This is a genomic window from Rubellimicrobium aerolatum, assembly GCF_017872975.1.
In the GTDB taxonomy this organism is placed as follows: Bacteria; Pseudomonadota; Alphaproteobacteria; order Rhodobacterales; family Rhodobacteraceae; genus Rubellimicrobium; species Rubellimicrobium aerolatum.
Window position 1 is genome coordinate 460,600 of sequence record NZ_JAGGJP010000001.1, and the last position, 15,746, is coordinate 476,345.

The following is a 15,746-nucleotide window of genomic DNA, read 5'->3' on the forward strand; positions in this document are numbered from 1 at the left end:
GCAAGGTCAGCGGACCTTCAGCGTCGCCAGCCCGATCATCGCCAGGATCAGCGACACGATCCAGAAGCGGATGACGATCTGCGGCTCGGCCCAGCCGCGCTTCTCGAAGTGGTGGTGGATCGGCGCCATCAGGAACACCCGCCGCCCCGTCCGCTTGAACCAGAAGACCTGGATGATGACCGACAGCGCCTCGACGACGAAGAGGCCGCCGACGATCGCCAGCACGATCTCGTGCTTGGTCGCCACGGCGATGGCCCCCAGCGCGCCGCCCAGGGCCAGCGACCCGGTGTCGCCCATGAACACCGCCGCCGGCGGCGCGTTGTACCACAGGAACCCCAGCCCCCCGCCGATCAGCCCGGCGCAGAACACCGTGATCTCCCCGGACCCCGGCACGAAGTGCAGCCCGAGGTAATCCGAGAAGTCCGTCCGCCCCACGAAATAGGCGATGATCCCGAAGGTCGCCGCCGCGATCATCACCGGCATGATGGCGAGCCCGTCGAGCCCGTCCGTCAGGTTCACCGCGTTGGCCGCGCCGACGATCACCAGCATGGCGAAGGGGACGAACAGCAGGCCCAGGTAGATCAGCGCGTCCTTGAAGAACGGCAGCGCCAGTTCGCCCGACAGCCCGTCCGGGTGGTAGGCCGCCGCCCAGACCCCGGCGACCGCCGCCACCAGGAAGCCGATCAGCAGCCGCATCTTGCCCGACACGCCGTCCACCGTCTGCTTCGTCACCTTGGCATAGTCGTCCGCGAAGCCCAGGAGCGCGAAGCTGAGGGTGACGAACAGCACCATCCAGACGAAGGGGTTGTCCCAACGCGCCCAGAGCAGCGTCGAGCTCAGCAGCGCGCTGATGATGAGCAGCCCCCCCATCGTCGGCGTTCCCGCCTTGGCGAAGTGCGTCTGCGGCCCGTCCGACCGGATCGGCTGGCCCTTGCCCTGCTTGACGCGCAGCCAGTCGATCAGCGGCCGTCCGAAGATGAAGCCGAAGACCAGCGCCGTCAGGAAGGCCCCGCCCGCGCGGAAGCTGATGTAGCGGAACAGGTTGAAGACGTCGCCGCCGTCCGACAGCAGGGTCAGCCAGTAGAGCATCGGATCAGCCTCCCTCGTTGGACGGGGCGCCTTGCCCCATCCGCCGGATCGCGTCAACGACGACCGAGACCCGGCTCCCCTTCGATCCCTTGACGAGCACGATGTCGCCCGCGTCCAGCAGCCGCCGCAGCCCCGCCGCCAGCGCCTCGGGCGTCTCGGCCCGCTCGCCGCGCTTGTCGCCGGGCAAGGCCTCGTGCAGCGCCCGCATCCTCGGGCCGACGCAGTGGACGACGTGCACCGCCTCCATCGCCGGATCGTCCGCAAGCCCCGCGTGCAGCGCCGCCTCGCCCGCGCCCAGCTCCAGCATATCGCCCAGGATCGCGATGCGCCGCCCGCGCCGGATGCGGCCCGTGCCGTCCTCGGGCTCCAGCCCCGCCAGCACCGCGAGCCCCGCCGCCATCGACGCCGGGTTGGCGTTGAAGGCGTCATCGATCAGCGTCACCGTCCCATCGCCCCAGGCCACCGTCTCGCGCCCGCCGCGCCCCTTGGGCGGCGCCCAGGCCGCGAGGCCGTTCAGCGCCAGCGCCCGGTCCCCGCCCAGCGCCTGCACCGCCGCCAGCGCCCCCAGCGCGTTCAACGCGAAGTGCCGCCCTTCCGTCGCGACCTTGACGTGGATCGGCGTCCGCCAGACCCGCGCCCGGCCCACCGTCGCCCCTGCCGTCACCTGCGCATCGAGAAGCCGGTGATGCGCCCCCGCCGCCATCCCGAAGGTGACGACCCGCGCGCCCGCCTTCGCGGCGCAGGCCCGCAGGATGGGAAGCTGCGGCGCGTCGGCGGGCAGCACCGCCACGCCCCCCGGCTCCAGTCCTTCGCAGACCGAGCCCTTCTCCTCCGCGATCCCGTCCAGCGAGCCGAAGGCCTCCAGATGCGCCGCGCCGACCGTGGTGACGAGCGCCACGTGCGGCCGCGCCTGCTGCGCGAGCGGCGCGATCTCGCCCGGATGGTTCATCCCGATCTCGATCACCGCCCAGCGGGCGTCCGCCGGCATCCGTGCCAGCGTCAGCGGCACGCCCCAATGGTTGTTGTAGGAGGCCTCGGCCGCATGGACCTTGCCTTGCGTCGCCAGCGCCGCCCGCAGCATCTCCTTGGTCGAGGTCTTGCCCACCGACCCCGTGACCGCCACGACCCGCGCCCCTGTCCGCGCCCGCGCCGCCCGGCCCAGGTCCTCCAGCCCCCGCAGCACATCCGGCACCACCAGCAGCGGCGCGTCCGCCGCGACCCCCTCCGGGATGCGCGAGACCAGCGCCGCCGCCGCGCCCTTGTCCAGCGCCTGTGCCACGAACTCGTGCCCGTCCCGCGCCGCACTCAGCGCCACGAAGAGGTCGCCCGGCCGCAGCGTCCGCGTGTCGATGGACACGCCCTCGGCCGCCCAGCCGCCCGTCGCCGTCCCGCCCGTGGCGGTTACGGCCTCCCCGGCTGTCCAGAGGCTCATGCCCGGCCCTCCAGCACGGCGACCGAGACGCTCGCCTGCTCCGCGTCGTCAAAGGGCAGGATGTCGGTCCCCACGATCTGCCCCGTCTCGTGCCCCTTGCCGCAGACCAGCAGCGCGTCCCCGGGGCCCAGCAGATCGACCCCGCGCAGGATCGCCTCGGCCCGGTCGGCCACCTCGCAGACCTCGCCACCGGCCTCCCGCGCGCCCGCCAGCACGGCGGCGCGGATGCTCGCGGGGTCCTCGGTGCGCGGGTTGTCGTCCGTGACGATCACCTGATCGGCGCAGCGCACCGCCGCCGCGCCCATCAGCGGCCGCTTGCCCCGGTCCCGGTCCCCGCCCGCGCCCACCACCGCCACGATCCGCCCCATGACGTGGGGCCGCAGCGCCGTCAAAGCCGTCTCGATGGCGTCCGGCGTGTGGGCGAAGTCCACGAAGACGCTCGCCCCGTTCCCCCGCCGCGCCGCGAGCTGCATCCGCCCGCGCACCGTCACCAGTTCGGGGAGCACCCGGAACACCGCCTCCGGGTCCTCGCCCGCGCCGATGCAGAGCCCCGCCGCCGCCAGCACGTTCGCCGCCTGGAACCCGCCGATGAGGTCGAGCCGGACCTGCCGCGCCTCCCCCTGCCACGCGAACCGGATGTCCTGCCCCGTGGCGTCGAACCGCTGCGCCAACAGCCGCAGCCGCGCCGCCTCGCCCGTCCCGGTCCCGATGACCTCCTGCCCGCGCGCCCGCGCGATGGCCGCCACCTCGGCCCCCCGAGGATCATCGAGGTTGACGACCGCCACCCCGTCCTCGGGAAGCACCGCCCGGAACAGCCGCGCCTTGGACTCGAAGTAGGCGTCCATCGTCGCGTGGTAGTCCAGATGGTCCTGCGTGAAGTTCGTGAACCCCGCCGCCGCCAGCCAGACCCCATCGAGCCGCCGCTGGTCGAGCCCGTGCGACGACGCCTCCATCGCCGCATGGGTCACGCCCGCCCGCCGCGCCTCGGCCAGCACGCGATGGAGCGTCAGCGGGTCCGGCGTCGTGTGCCGCAGCGGCGCGGTCCAGGCCCCCTCGACGCCCACGGTCCCGACGTTCACCGCCTCATGCCCCAGCGCCGCCCAGATCTGGCGGCAGAAGCTCGCCACGCTGGTCTTGCCGTTGGTCCCGGTCACGGCCACCACCGTCTCGGGCGCGGGCCCGAACCACAGCGCGCAGGCGCGGGCGAAGACCTGCCGCGCGTCCTCGGCCAGCACCAGAACGGCGTCGCCAAGCTGGTCCCGCGCGATCCGCGCGCCCTCGGCGTCGGTCAGCACCGCCGCCGCGCCGCGCGCCACGGCGTCCCCCGTATGGGCCGCCCCGTGCGCCGCATGGCCCGGCAGCGCCGCGAACAGGTGGCCGGGCGCGACGGCGCGGCTATCCAGCGACAGCCCGCTCACGCGCTGGTCGCGCGCGCCGGGAACGGTCAGGCCCAGCTCGGCCAGGGTCATCTCGGCCATCCTGGCCCTCCGCGTCAGTTCGCGGCAGCGGTTACACCGTCCGCCACGGCCACTTCAACCTTGGGTCGAAGCCCGAGGAGAGGGGCCGCGCGACGGATCATCTCGGCCGCCACGGGCACGGCGGTCCAGCCCGCCGTCCGGCGCGGCTCGGTGCCCGAGGTCTCGACCGGCTCGTCGAGGCTGACCACCAGCACGTATTTCGGATCGCTCGCCGGGAAGACGCCCGCGAAGTTCGCGATCACCTTGTCGTCGTAGTAGCCGCCCGAGGGGCGCGGCTTGTCGGCGGTCCCCGTCTTGCCCGCGACCTCGTAGCCCGGCACGTCGGCCAGCGAGGCCGTCCCCCGCGCCACCACCTGCCGCAGCATCTCCACCGCCTGGGCCGAGGCCTGCTCGCTCAGGACGCGCGGCCCGGGCTCGGGGTTCTCCTGCCGCAGCAGCGTCGGCGACACCGCCGTCCCGCCGTTGGCGATGGCCGCGTAGGCCGCCGCCAGGTGCAGCGGCGAGGTGGAGACGCCGTGCCCGTAGGAGATGGTCAGCAGGCTGATCTCGGACCATTGCGCCGGCAGCAGCGGCCGCCCCGTCGGCGCCTCGGCCATCTCGACATGGGTGGGCTCCAGGAGGCCGAGGCCCCCCAGGAACTCCCGCTGCCGCGCCGCGCCGATCATCAGCGCGATATGCGCGGTGCCGACGTTGGACGACTTCACGATCACGTCCGTCACGCTGTTCTCGGCGCCGTAGTGGTGGAAGTCGTTGATGCGGAACCGCCCCCAGAGCAGCGGCCCCTGCGTGTCGATCATCGTCTGCGGGTTCACGAGCCCCAGCTCCAGCGCCTGGCTCACCGCGAAGATCTTGAACACCGATCCTAGCTCGTAGACGCCCTGGATCGCCCGGTTGAACAGCGGGCTGTCGCCCGGGTCGCCCTTGGTCGCGACGGGGGGCCGCTGGTTCGGGTCGAAGTCCGGCAGCGACGCCATCGCCACGATCTCGCCCGTGCGCACGTCCATGAGGATGCCCGCCGCGCCCTTGGCGTTCATCAGCGCCATGCCGCCGCCCAGCACCTCCTCCATCGCCGCCTGGATGGTCAGGTCCAGCGACAGCGCCAGCGGCTCGTCCTGCCGCACGGGGTCGCGCAGGCGGGCGTCGAAGAACCGCTCCACCCCCGCCACGCCGATCACCTCGGCCGAATCGACCCCCTCGCGCCCGTAGCCCGCGCCGCCCAGGATGTGCGCGGCCAGCGCGCCGTTCGGGTAAAGCCGCATCTCGCGCGGGCCGAACAGCAGCCCCGGCTCGCCGATGTCGTGGACGGCCTGCACCTGCTCAGGGCTGATCTGCCGCCGCACCCACAGGAACTTGCGCGCCCCCGTGAAGTCGCGCAGCAGCTCCGCCTCCTCCAGGTCCGGGAAGATCCGCGCCAGCTCCCGCGCGGCGCGGGCCGGGTCCACCATCTCGCGCGGCTGGGCATAAAGCGCGTCCGTCGCGAGGTTGGTCGCCAGGATGCGCCCCTCGCGGTCGGTGATGTCGGCCCGCGTGCTCAGGATCGGCGCGTCGAGCGTCGCCGCCCCCCGCGGCTCCTCGGGCTCCGAGGAGGCCAGCACCGCCATCCGCCCGCCCACCGTCAGGTAGGCCAGCGCGAACATCGCCCCCAGCACCGCGAGCCGCCGCTCGGCCCGGACCCGCGCCCGCTCGGCGCTGTCCGCACCCTTGCGACGGGGCCGGGGCAGCCGCGACAGGTCCACCTTCGGCACCCGCGCCAGCATCAGCGCCGCCCGCGCCACGCCCCCCCGCGCCGCGCGCGTCGCCTCGCCACGCGCCCGGTCGATGCGCTCCCAGTCGACCCGCCGCCATTCCGCGACGGCGCGATCCCCCAGCATCCGCGCCAGCGCGGCCAGCTCCCGCCCGGTCACAGCGGCTCCTCCGTCCCGCCCGGAGCCTCCGAGGACACGATCAGCTCGGACGCCACCGCCCCCGGCGCCGGCGGCATCGCCACCTGCTCCACGCCCGCGAAGGCCTCGGGACGCAGCGGCAGCAGCTCCAGCCGCCGAAAGTTCAGCTCCGCGAGGTCGCGCAGCCGGTCGGGCCGGTTCAGGTACGCCCATTCGGCGTTCAGCCGGTCCAGGTGCGCCTGCGTCGCCGCGATCTCGGCCTTCAGCCCGCGCACGACCCCAAGGCTCGCCTGCGTGGCGTAGTTCTCGCGGTAGGCCCAGAAGCTCAGGCCCATGACCAGGAGCGCGAGCCCCACCGAGATCAGTCCCTTCATGCGTCCCGCTCCCTCATCGCCTCGTCCGCCCGCCGGTGGTCCGGCTTGTCTCCAGAACTGGCATCCCGAGCTCGCGCGGGGCGACCCGCCCCGCCGGGGCCGCCGTCCGCCGCGCCACCCGCAGCCGCGCCGACCGCGCGCGCGGGTTGGCCGCCAGCTCCGCCTCGTCGGGCTCGACCGACTTGCGCGTCACCATCTCGAAGGCCGGCGCCTCGGCCCCGACCTCGGGCGCGTAGCGGCTCCCCTGCCCCATGCGCCCGGCCCGAAGCTGGAGGAACCGCTTCACCATCCGGTCCTCGACCGAATGGAAGCTCACCACCGCCAGCAGCCCGCCGGGGGCCAGCGCCCGCTCGGCCGCCTCCAGCCCGCGCGCGAGTTCGCCGTATTCGTCGTTCACCGCGATCCGCAGCGCCTGGAAGGTCCGCGTGGCGGGGTGCTTCTCGCCGGGCTTCTGCCGGGGCAGGCAGCCCGCCACGATCCCGGCCAGCTCCAGCGTCGTCGCCACCGGCCGCGCCGCGACGATGGCCCGCGCGATCCGCCGCGAGGCCCGCTCCTCGCCATACAGATAGAGAATGTCCGCCAGCAGCCCTTCGTCCGCCCCGTTCACGAGGTCCGCCGCGCTCTCGCCCGCCTGCGACATCCGCATGTCGAGGGCCGCGTCCTTCTGGAACGAGAACCCCCGCTCGGCGGTGTCGATCTGCATGGAGGAGATGCCGAGGTCCAGCACCACGCCCTCCACCCGCTCCGCGCCCGCCTCGGCGGCGATGCGGTCCAGCTCCCCGAAGGTCCCGTCCCGCAGGACGATGGTTCCATGAAATCCCGGCAGCCACCCGGCCGCCAGCTCGCGCGCCAGCGGGTCCCTGTCGATCCCGATGACCCGCTCGGCCCCGGCCCCGATCAGCCCGCGCGCATAGCCCCCCGCGCCGAAGGTGCCGTCCACCCAGACGCCCCGCACTGGCGCGCAGGCCGCCAGCAGGGGCCGCAGCAGGACGGGGATGTGCGGAGCCGCCTCCACCTCACGCCCCCCAGACCAGCGTCATCGGGTCGAAGCCCTCGGGCTGCGCCTCCAGGAAGGCCCGCATCTCGGCCGCCACCTTGTCCTGGTAGGTCGCCGCCGCCCAGATCTCGAAATGATCGCCCACGCCCGAGAAGATCACCTCGCCTTCGGTAAGCCCCAGCTTCTGCCGCTGGCGGATCGGCATGACGATGCGCCCGTCGCGATCCACTTCCAGCCGCACCGACTGGCCCAGGATCATGCGCTGCGACATCGTCTTGCGGAGCGTCTCCTCCGGCGTCCTGGGCCGCATCGCCATAATGCCCTGAGCGACCTCGTTGAAGGCGGCGACGGTGTAGGCCTCCAGCCGGTCCTTCAGGTGCTCGCCGTAAAGAAGGTAGAGGGAGGGGTTCAGCCCGTCGGTCCAGGCGGGGTCGTTGGCCTCCAGCACGCGACGGAAATCCGACGGGATCGACATGCGGCCCTTGCCGTCGATCTTCTGCGGATACTCGCCTGTGAAGCTCGCCGTGATCACGGAACCCGCTTGCCCCTACGTCCCCCGGTGCCTGTTTTGGGGCCCGGAAACGAAAACGGCGGATCAAGGGCTGCCACACCTGATCCGCCGTTCCGTCCCTTTCGGGCATTCCGACTGCGCGCGCACCTGGGGGGATGCTGCTCGCTCGCGCGCCGGATTCGTTCGCCTGTGGCGTTTCGCTGTCCTGCTCTCGGTATCGGAAGCAACCGGGATGTGTTTGCCTGTATGACTGCGTCTCGTTCGGGTCTTGGTGCCCTTGGGTCCGTGTCGCTTCCGACGGGTTCAGGGATGCCATGGGATTTCATGGCACTCAAGGGGAATGTTGGGCACGGCGGCCCGCTTGGCCGGAAAGCCACAGGCCAAGCGACTTTCGCCTGTGGACATATCTGTGGAAAGTCCTGATTTCTTCTTGGGATCGTGGTCAAGACCCCCTGGCGCCCCACGACGATTCCAGAAAATTCGACCGGCGGAGAGTTGCCGGTAACCCTTCGTTAAGCAGTTCGTTGCAGGGGGGCGGGATGCCCGATTCTCAGGCCACCATCGCGGCTTTCAAGCAACATCAACAGCTTATCTTCCAAAGCTGCGCCGTGAGGCGAAATCGAATCGGGCGGCCTCCCGGCCGCCCCGTCATCGCCCGTTCATCAACTCTTCACTGGCCTGTCATCCTCGGGCCGCTTCGACCCGACTCGCGCGTCAGGCCATGCCGCCCGCGATCAGCCGCCGGGCGATGCCCCGCCAGGCCTCGGCCATCGGCCCCTCGCCCGTTGCCACCGGCACCCCCTCGTCGCCCGAGATGCGGGTGGGCAGATCGATGGGCAGGCTTCCCAGGAAGGGGATGCCGTCCTTCCTGGCCTCCGCCTCCACGCCGCCATGGCCAAAGACGTGGCTCTCGTGCCCGCAGTTCGGGCAGACGAAGGTGCTCATGTTCTCGATCAGCCCCAGGATCGGGGTCTTGAGCGTGCGGAACATGTCGATGGCCTTGCGCGCGTCGATGAGCGCCACGTCCTGCGGAGTGCTCACCACGATGGCCCCCGTGAGCTGCGTCCGCTGGCAAAGCGTGAGCTGCACGTCCCCCGTCCCCGGCGGCAGGTCCACGATCAGCACGTCGAGCCGCCCCCAGTTCACCTGCCCCAGAAGCTGCTGGAGCGCCCCCATCAGCATCGGCCCCCGCCAGACGATGGCCTTGTCGGGATCGACCATGAGCCCGATCGACATCATGGTGACGCCATGCGCCCGCAGCGGCTCGATGGTCTTGCCGTCCGGCGATCCCGGCCGCTGGCTCACCCCCATCATGCGCGGCTGCGACGGCCCGTAGATGTCGGCGTCGAGCAGCCCGACCCGCCGCCCCTCGCGCGCCAGCGCCACGGCGAGGTTGGCGCTCACCGTGCTCTTGCCCACGCCCCCCTTGCCCGACCCCACCGCGAGGATGCGGTCCACCCCCGTCACCCGCTGCGGCCCCGCCTGCGGCGTCGGATGCCGCCCGATGGTGAGCGAGGGCGCCTGCGGCGCGGGCGCCCGCTCGGCCGGCCCATGCGCGGTCACGACGATGGAGACCCCCGTCACCCCCGGGATCGCCCGGACCGCCGCCTCGGCCGCCGCGCGCGCCGGCTCCAGCCCCCGCGCCTCCTCCGGGCTCCGCGCCTCCAGCACGAAGCGCACGACCCCCCCGGCCACCGCGAGCCCCTGCACGAGGCCTCCCTCGGCCAGCGGCCGCCCCCCCGGCCCGGGGATTCGCGCCAGCGTCGCCATCACGTCGTCCTTGGTCGGGGCCATCCGTCACACTCCTGTCGTGTCCGCGTCGCATCCTCGCCGGTTCGTGTGGGACGGGGGCCTTGACGCGTCAAGCGGCCTTTCGTCCGTCCGCCGCCCAGGGAACGGGCAACGCGGCGTCGGCGCGATCAACCCTTCGGCAGGTCGCGTGCCCGTGCCCTCCCGGCTTGCCGTCCCGCCCCGTAGGCAGGCAACGCCGCCCCTGAATAGGTCAGCAAGCCTTATGCGATTGCTGCATGGCAGCATTGCGGGTTTCCGGCGTTGTGCAGGCGCAGCAATGCGATATCTCTGCTCCCGACAGCGCTAACGGCGCGGCCCGGACGGCACGAGGCTCCCGGGCAGACGACAGAAAGACGAAGCCATGGCCACCGCATCCTTCCCCACCTACGCCGTTGGCACGACGCTGGCGCAGCGCCTCGCGGGGCTGCGGGCGGCGCTGGCCCGGCGCATCGCCACCCACCGCCTTTACCGCGAGACGCTGGAGGAGCTGTCGCACCTCAGCGACCGCGACCTGACCGACCTCGGGCTCAGCGGCGCGGACCTCCGCGCCCTCGCCTGGGACACGGCCCTCAAGGCCTGACGATTTCCGGCCCGGCTCCGTCCTCCCCGGAGCCTGGCCACCTTCGCGGCACGCCCCTCCTCCTCCCTGGGCATGTCGCGGACGACGCGGCGGAACCGACCTCCTCCCCGGTTCCGCCGCACCCATACGCCGGCGCCCCTCCTCCTCCCTGGGTGTCGGCGGCTCGCGGCGGGGCCTCTCCTCCTCCCTGGTCCCGCCGCAGGAATTCACGGTTCGCCGGCGCCCTCTCCTCCTCCCTGGGCGTCGGACGGAAAGGCGGCGGGACCTCTCCTCCTCCCTGGTCCCGCCGCATATTGGATCGGAACGGCCGCCCTCTCCTCCTCCCTGGGTTGGCCCCTACCGACGACAAGGCGGCGCCCTCCTCCCTGGGCTGCCGCCTTTTTTTTGCCCGCGCGCGCCCTTCGCCGCCCCTTCCGTTCCCCCGCCCGCCCCGCCATGCTGCGCCCGCAAACGACGGGACAGGTTCATGCGGGCATCCCTCCTTTCCGCGGCGCTGGTGGCGGCGCTCGTGGGTTTCGGCTCGACCATCGCGCTGGTGCTGGCCGCCGCCGCCGCCGTCGGCGCGACCCCGGCGCAGACGGCCTCCTGGGTCCTCGCCGTCGCGCTCGCCAAGGCCCTCGGCAGCGCGGGCCTCAGTTGGTGGTCCCGCGTCCCCATGGTCCTCGCCTGGTCCACGCCCGGCGCGGCGCTGGTGGCGGCGACCCAGGGCCTCTCCATGGAGCAGGCGGCGGGCGCCTTCGTCCTCTCGGGCCTCCTCATCGCCGCGCTGGGGCTGATCCGCCCGCTCGGCCGCCTCGTGGCGCGCATCCCCGACGGCATCGCGGCGGGGATGCTGGCTGGGGTGCTCCTGCCCTTCGTGCTCCGCCTCGCCCCGGCGGCGGCCTCCTCGCCCCTGCTCCTCGGCCCCATGCTCCTCGCCTTCGCGCTGGTGCGGCTGCGGAACCCCGCCTGGGCCGTCCTGGTCGCCCTCGCCCTCGGCCTCGCCCTCGCCGCCCTCACCGGGGCGGCCCACGCCCCCGGCCCGGCGGGCCTGCCGACCCTCGTGTTCGTGACCCCCCACTTCGACTGGGGCACCGCCGTCGGCCTCGCCCTCCCCCTCGCCCTCGTCACCATGGCGTCCCAGAACCTGCCCGGCTTCGCCACCGTCCGCGCGGCGGGCTATGAGCCCCCCGTCGGCGCGGCCCTGACCACCACCGGCCTTCTCTCGGCAGGCGCGGGCCTGTTCGGAGCCCACCCGGTCAGCATGGCGGCGATCACGGCGGCGATCTGCCTGGGCGAAGACGTGCATCCCGACCGGACGAAGCGCTGGACGGTCGGCCTCGCCTACGCCGGCTTCTGGGTGATCCTCGGCCTCGCCTCGCCTCTGGCCGTCGCCGCGCTGGCCGCGCTGCCGCCCGCGCTGGTGGCGGGCATCGTCGGCATTGCGCTGCTCGGCCCCCTCGCCGGCGCGATCACCGGCGCGACCGCCAACCCGCTCACCCGCTTCCCGGCGGTGGTGACGCTGGCCGTCACCGCCTCGGGCGTCGCGGCCTTCGGCATCGGCGCGGCCTTCTGGGGCCTCGTCGCCGGGCTCCTCCTCCACGCCCTCGACGCGCTGGCGCTCAGGCGCGCTCGTCCTTCGGGGACTCCATGACGATGACGCTGGTGATGCTCCGCACCGTCGGCACCGTCCCCAGCACGTCGTCGTGGAAGACCTTGTAGGCCGGCAGGTCCGGCGTCTCGACCCGCAGGAGGTAGTCGAAGGTTCCCGCCGTCGAATGGCACTCCACGACCTCGGGCGTGCGCGCCATCGCCGCCTCGAAGGCCCGCTGCGCCGCCTTGCTGTGGTCCGACAGCCCCACCATCACATAGACGACGTGCCCGCGCCCGACCTTGCCCGCGTCCAGCACCGCCCGGTAGCCCCGGATCACGCCCCGCCGCTCCAGCGCGTCCACCCGCCGCAGCGTCGCCGAGGGCGACAGCCCCACCCGTTCGGCCAGCCGCAGGTTGGCGATTCGCCCGTCGCGGCGAAGCTCGCGCACTATGCGCGCGTCGATGGCATCCAAGTCGCTCATGGATTGCGAGACTACGCCTCACGGGCGCAACTTCGCAATCCCGTGCGGCCGCCCCCGCGCTAGGCTCGCCCGCATGATCCCTCTCGACCTCCTCCCCGCCCTGATCGGCTTCGCCTTCGTGTCCTCGATCACGCCGGGACCGAACAACCTGATGCTCATGGCCTCGGGCGCGAACTTCGGCGTCCGCCGCTCGCTGCCGCACCTGCTGGGCGTGGGCCTGGGCTTCACCGCCATGATCGTCGGCGTGGGCCTGGGCCTTCATGGCGTCTTCGAGGCCCTGCCCTGGACCCACGTCGCGCTGGAGGTCCTTTCGGTCGCCTATCTTCTCTGGCTCGCCTGGAAGATCGGCACCGCCGCGCCCAAGGCCTCCGACGCCCCCGAGGCGACCCATCCGATGACCTTCTGGCAGGCGGCGGCCTTCCAGTGGGTCAACCCCAAGGCCTGGATGATGTGCGTCTCGGCGCTGACCCTCTACGCCGCCGACCGCTCGCTCGGGACGGTGCTGCTGGTGGCCGCGATCTTCGGCGCGATCAACCTGCCCTGCATCTCGGCCTGGACGGTGCTGGGCCAGGGGATGCGCCGCCTGCTCACCTCCCCCGCCCGCCTGCGCGCCTTCAACGTCGCCATGGCGCTGCTGCTGGTCGCGACCCTCTGGCCGATCCTCAAGGCGTTCTGACAGGGACAGGCCCATCCATCCCGCGTAGGGCGGGCTTCATCCCGCCATGTCGCGCCGATGGCGGGCTGAAGCCCGCCCTACACCCTCGCCCGACCGATTCGCGGCCCCCAACGGCGCAGGTTAACGCCCGTTAACTTCTAAGCCTTCGGAAATAAGGGCATTTTCTCACCCCACGCAACGCCCGTCGCTGTCAGCTCCCGTTAACCCGCCCCTGCGATCCTGACCCCCTCGCGCACAGGCCAAGGGAGCCCACCATGCAGACCAGGGAGCGTTCAGAACGGCACGTCGTCCTCACCGCCCCCAGGGGCGGGCACGACGAACTTCGCCACGACCTTCTTCTCGCCCGCCTTCTCGAAGGCGATGTCGAGCTTGTCGCCTTCGGCGCCCACGATGCGCCCATAGCCGAACTTCTGGTGGAACACCCGGTCGCCCAACGTGAAGGACGAATCGGCCGTGGCGTCGATGGTCAGCCCCCGCGATTCGCCCGGCTCGCGCCCGAAACGATCCTGGGGCCGGACCTGCGCGCGGGCCTGCAACCTGCGCCAGCCGGGGCTCGCATAGACATCCGCCCGCGCCGCCCGCTCGGCGAGGTCCGAGGCCATGCCCGCCTGCAGCACGGGGCTCGCGCCTACCGCCATCCCCGCCGCCCCATAGCCGCCGCCATACAGGCCGGGCGGCGTCAGCACCTCCACGTGCTCCTTCGGCAACTCGTCGATGAAGCGCGAGGGCAGCGACGACTGCCACTGACCATGCACGCGCCGGTTCCCCGCAAAGGACACGATCGCGACCCGCTCCGCGCGCGTCAGCCCGACATAGGCGAGCCGGCGCTCCTCCTCCAACCCCTTGAGGCCCCCCTCGTCCATGCTCCGTTGCGAGGGGAACAGCCCGTCCTCCCAGCCCGGCAGGAACACCGCCGGGAACTCCAGCCCCTTCGCGGCATGGAGCGTCATGATGCTGACCTTCTCGCCCCCGTCCTCCGAGGCGTTGTCCATGACCAGCGCGACGTGCTCCAGGAAGCCCTGGAGCGAGTCGAACTGCTCCAGCGCCTTGACCAGCTCCTTGAGGTTCTCCAGCCGCCCCGCCGCCTCGGGAGACTTGTCGTTCTGCCACATCGCCGTGTAGCCCGACTCGTCCAGGATCATCTGGGCGAGCTCGACATGGGTATCGCCCTCTCGGACGACCTGATCGTGCCAGCGCTCCATCGCCTGCACGAAGACGCGCAGCTCGTTGCCGCCCTTCCCGGCGACCAGCCTGGAGTCCGTCGCGATCCGCGCCCCGTCCAGCAGGCTCACCCGGTTCTGCCGGGCGACCACCTGAATCGTCTGCACCGCCTTGTCGCCCAGGCCCCGCTTGGGCGTGTTCACGATCCGCTCGAAGGCGAGGTCGTCGTCGGGGCTCACCGCCAGCCGGAAGTAGGCCATGGCGTCCCGGATCTCCTGCCGCTCGTAGAAGCGGGGGCCGCCGATGACGCGATAGGGCAGCCCGATGGTCAGGAAGCGGTCCTCGAAGCTCCGCATCTGGTGGGAGGCGCGCACGAGGACGGCGATGCCGTCGAGCGGGATCGGGTCCATGCCGCGCGTGCCGCGCTGCATCGCCTCGATCTCCTCGCCGATCCAGCGGGCCTCCTCCTCGCCGTCCCAATGGCCGATGAGCCGGACCTTCTCGCCCTCGTTCAGCGAGGTCCAGAGCGTCTTGCCCAGCCGTCCCTTGTTCGCCGCGATCACCGCCCCGGCGGCCCCGAGGATATGGGGCGTCGAGCGGTAGTTCTGCTCCAGCCGGATCACGGCCGCGCCGGGGAAGTCCTGCTCGAACCGCAGGATGTTGCCCACCTCCGCGCCGCGCCAGCCGTAGATGGACTGGTCGTCGTCGCCCACGCAGCAGATGTTGCGGTGCCCCTGCGCCAGAAGGCGCAGCCAGAGATACTGCGCGATGTTGGTGTCCTGGTATTCGTCCACGAGGATGTAGCGGAACCAGCGCTGGTATTGCGCCAGCACGTCCTCGTGCGCCTTGAAGATGGCGATGACGTGAAGGAGCAGGTCGCCGAAATCGACGGCGTTCAGGTCGCGCAGCCGCGCCTGATAGGCGGCGTACAGGTCCACGCCCTTGCCGTCGAAGGCCGACACGTCCCCGACCGGGATGCGGTCCGGCCCCAGCGCGCGGTTCTTCCAGCCGTCGATGACATGGGCGAGCTGCCGCGCCGGCCAGCGTTTCTCGTCGATCCCCGCCGCCTGCACGAGTTGCTTCAGCAGCCGCACCTGATCGTCGGTGTCGAGGATGGTGAAGTTCGACCGCAACCCCACCAGCTCCGCGTGCCGCCGCAGGAGCTTGACGCAGATCGCGTGGAAGGTGCCCAGCCAGGGCATCCCCTCCACTGCCTCGCCGACCATGCGGCCGATGCGGGTCCGCATCTCGCGCGCGGCCTTGTTGGTGAAGGTGACGGCCAGGATCTCGTTCGGACGCGCCCGGCCGGTGGTCAGCAGGTGCGCGATCCGCGCCGTCAGCGCCTTGGTCTTGCCGGTCCCCGCGCCGGCCAGCATCAGCACCGGCCCGTCCAGCGCCTCCACCGCCGCGCGCTGCGCGGGATTGAGGTCGTCCAGATAGGGCGCGCGTGGCACGGCGCCCGCCATGGCGAGGCGGGACAGGGGCAGGTCGGGGTCGGGGTGCAGGCTCATGACCGCTGACCATAGACCGGAGGACGATTCGATGGAAGCTCTCGTTCGCGCTATGTTCCGTGAACCCGGCGTGATCCCCGCCAGCGGGGCCACCTTGCGCTGCGACGCGGCATCCGTAAGCTGCCCTTGTCCGCAGCGGAGCCTGTTCATGCCCGATTTCCAGAAGATCCTGATTGCCAACCGGGGCGAGATCGCGATCCGCGTCATGC

Annotated in this window: 14 protein-coding genes; 4 read left to right on the plus strand and 10 right to left on the minus strand. The window is 72.2% G+C overall.

Annotated elements, in window-relative coordinates:
- Positions 1-6: 6 nt before the first annotated feature.
- From mraY to J2Z33_RS02285, 8 genes are all read right to left on the minus strand, one after another.
- The gene (mraY, locus tag J2Z33_RS02250) at positions 7-1,089 is read right to left on the minus strand and encodes a phospho-N-acetylmuramoyl-pentapeptide-transferase (protein ID WP_209837415.1); all 1,083 of its coding nucleotides are present in this window, start codon (positions 1,087-1,089) and stop codon (positions 7-9) included.
- Between the two features lie 4 nt (positions 1,090-1,093).
- A complete protein-coding gene (locus tag J2Z33_RS02255; protein ID WP_209837417.1) occupies positions 1,094-2,521 on the minus strand; it encodes a UDP-N-acetylmuramoyl-tripeptide--D-alanyl-D-alanine ligase in 1,428 nt (475 codons plus the stop codon).
- The gene (locus J2Z33_RS02260; RefSeq protein WP_209837419.1) at positions 2,518-3,999 is read right to left on the minus strand and encodes a UDP-N-acetylmuramoyl-L-alanyl-D-glutamate--2,6-diaminopimelate ligase; all 1,482 of its coding nucleotides are present in this window, start codon (positions 3,997-3,999) and stop codon (positions 2,518-2,520) included. The genes J2Z33_RS02255 and J2Z33_RS02260 overlap by 4 nt, the downstream gene beginning before the upstream one ends.
- A gap of 14 nt (positions 4,000-4,013) precedes the next feature.
- Positions 4,014-5,756: a peptidoglycan D,D-transpeptidase FtsI family protein gene (locus J2Z33_RS02265; protein ID WP_209837509.1), complete on the minus strand. Its 1,743-nt coding sequence runs from the start codon at positions 5,754-5,756 to the stop codon at positions 4,014-4,016.
- 143 nt (positions 5,757-5,899) lie between these two features.
- Positions 5,900-6,256 carry a cell division protein FtsL gene (gene ftsL / locus J2Z33_RS02270; RefSeq protein WP_209837421.1) on the minus strand — a complete coding sequence of 119 codons (357 nt, stop codon included), beginning with the start codon at positions 6,254-6,256 and terminating at the stop codon, positions 5,900-5,902.
- Between the two features lie 13 nt (positions 6,257-6,269).
- Positions 6,270-7,271, minus strand: coding sequence for a 16S rRNA (cytosine(1402)-N(4))-methyltransferase RsmH (rsmH, locus tag J2Z33_RS02275; protein WP_209837423.1), 1,002 nt, complete (start codon positions 7,269-7,271; stop codon positions 6,270-6,272).
- A gap of 1 nt (position 7,272) precedes the next feature.
- Entirely contained in the window at positions 7,273-7,785 is a 513-nt protein-coding gene (locus J2Z33_RS18805; RefSeq protein WP_342454110.1) for a division/cell wall cluster transcriptional repressor MraZ, read from the minus strand.
- Positions 7,786-8,478: 693 nt separating this feature from the next.
- Positions 8,479-9,558 carry an Mrp/NBP35 family ATP-binding protein gene (locus J2Z33_RS02285; RefSeq protein ID WP_209837426.1) on the minus strand — a complete coding sequence of 360 codons (1,080 nt, stop codon included), beginning with the start codon at positions 9,556-9,558 and terminating at the stop codon, positions 8,479-8,481.
- Positions 9,559-9,916: 358 nt separating this feature from the next.
- On the opposite strand from J2Z33_RS02285, the gene J2Z33_RS02290 reads away from it, so the two are divergent.
- Together J2Z33_RS02290 and J2Z33_RS02295 are read left to right on the plus strand one after the other, a co-directional pair.
- Positions 9,917-10,135: a DUF1127 domain-containing protein gene (locus J2Z33_RS02290; protein WP_209837428.1), complete on the plus strand. Its 219-nt coding sequence runs from the start codon at positions 9,917-9,919 to the stop codon at positions 10,133-10,135.
- A 466-nt stretch (positions 10,136-10,601) separates the two neighbouring features.
- On the plus strand, positions 10,602-11,768 hold the full coding sequence (locus J2Z33_RS02295) for a benzoate/H(+) symporter BenE family transporter (protein ID WP_209837430.1): 1,167 nt from the start codon (positions 10,602-10,604) through the stop codon (positions 11,766-11,768).
- On the opposite strand, the gene J2Z33_RS02300 is transcribed toward J2Z33_RS02295, so the two are convergent.
- Positions 11,737-12,189: an Lrp/AsnC family transcriptional regulator gene (locus J2Z33_RS02300; protein ID WP_209837431.1), complete on the minus strand. Its 453-nt coding sequence runs from the start codon at positions 12,187-12,189 to the stop codon at positions 11,737-11,739. The genes J2Z33_RS02295 and J2Z33_RS02300 overlap by 32 nt on opposite strands.
- Before the next feature lie 73 nt (positions 12,190-12,262).
- Here J2Z33_RS02300 and J2Z33_RS02305 point away from each other — a divergent pair, with 73 nt between their 5' ends.
- Complete coding sequence (locus tag J2Z33_RS02305; RefSeq protein ID WP_209837434.1) at positions 12,263-12,865, plus strand: LysE family translocator; 603 nt, start codon at positions 12,263-12,265, stop codon at positions 12,863-12,865.
- 272 nt (positions 12,866-13,137) lie between these two features.
- On the opposite strand, the gene J2Z33_RS02310 is transcribed toward J2Z33_RS02305, so the two are convergent.
- Entirely contained in the window at positions 13,138-15,537 is a 2,400-nt protein-coding gene (locus J2Z33_RS02310; protein WP_209837436.1) for an ATP-dependent helicase, read from the minus strand.
- Between J2Z33_RS02310 and J2Z33_RS02315 the strand changes: the two genes are divergently transcribed.
- Positions 15,536-15,746, plus strand: a 211-nt coding sequence (locus J2Z33_RS02315; RefSeq protein WP_209837438.1) for a hypothetical protein, incomplete at its 3' end; no start/stop codon positions are given. The two genes, J2Z33_RS02310 and J2Z33_RS02315, sit on opposite strands and share 2 nt — an antisense overlap.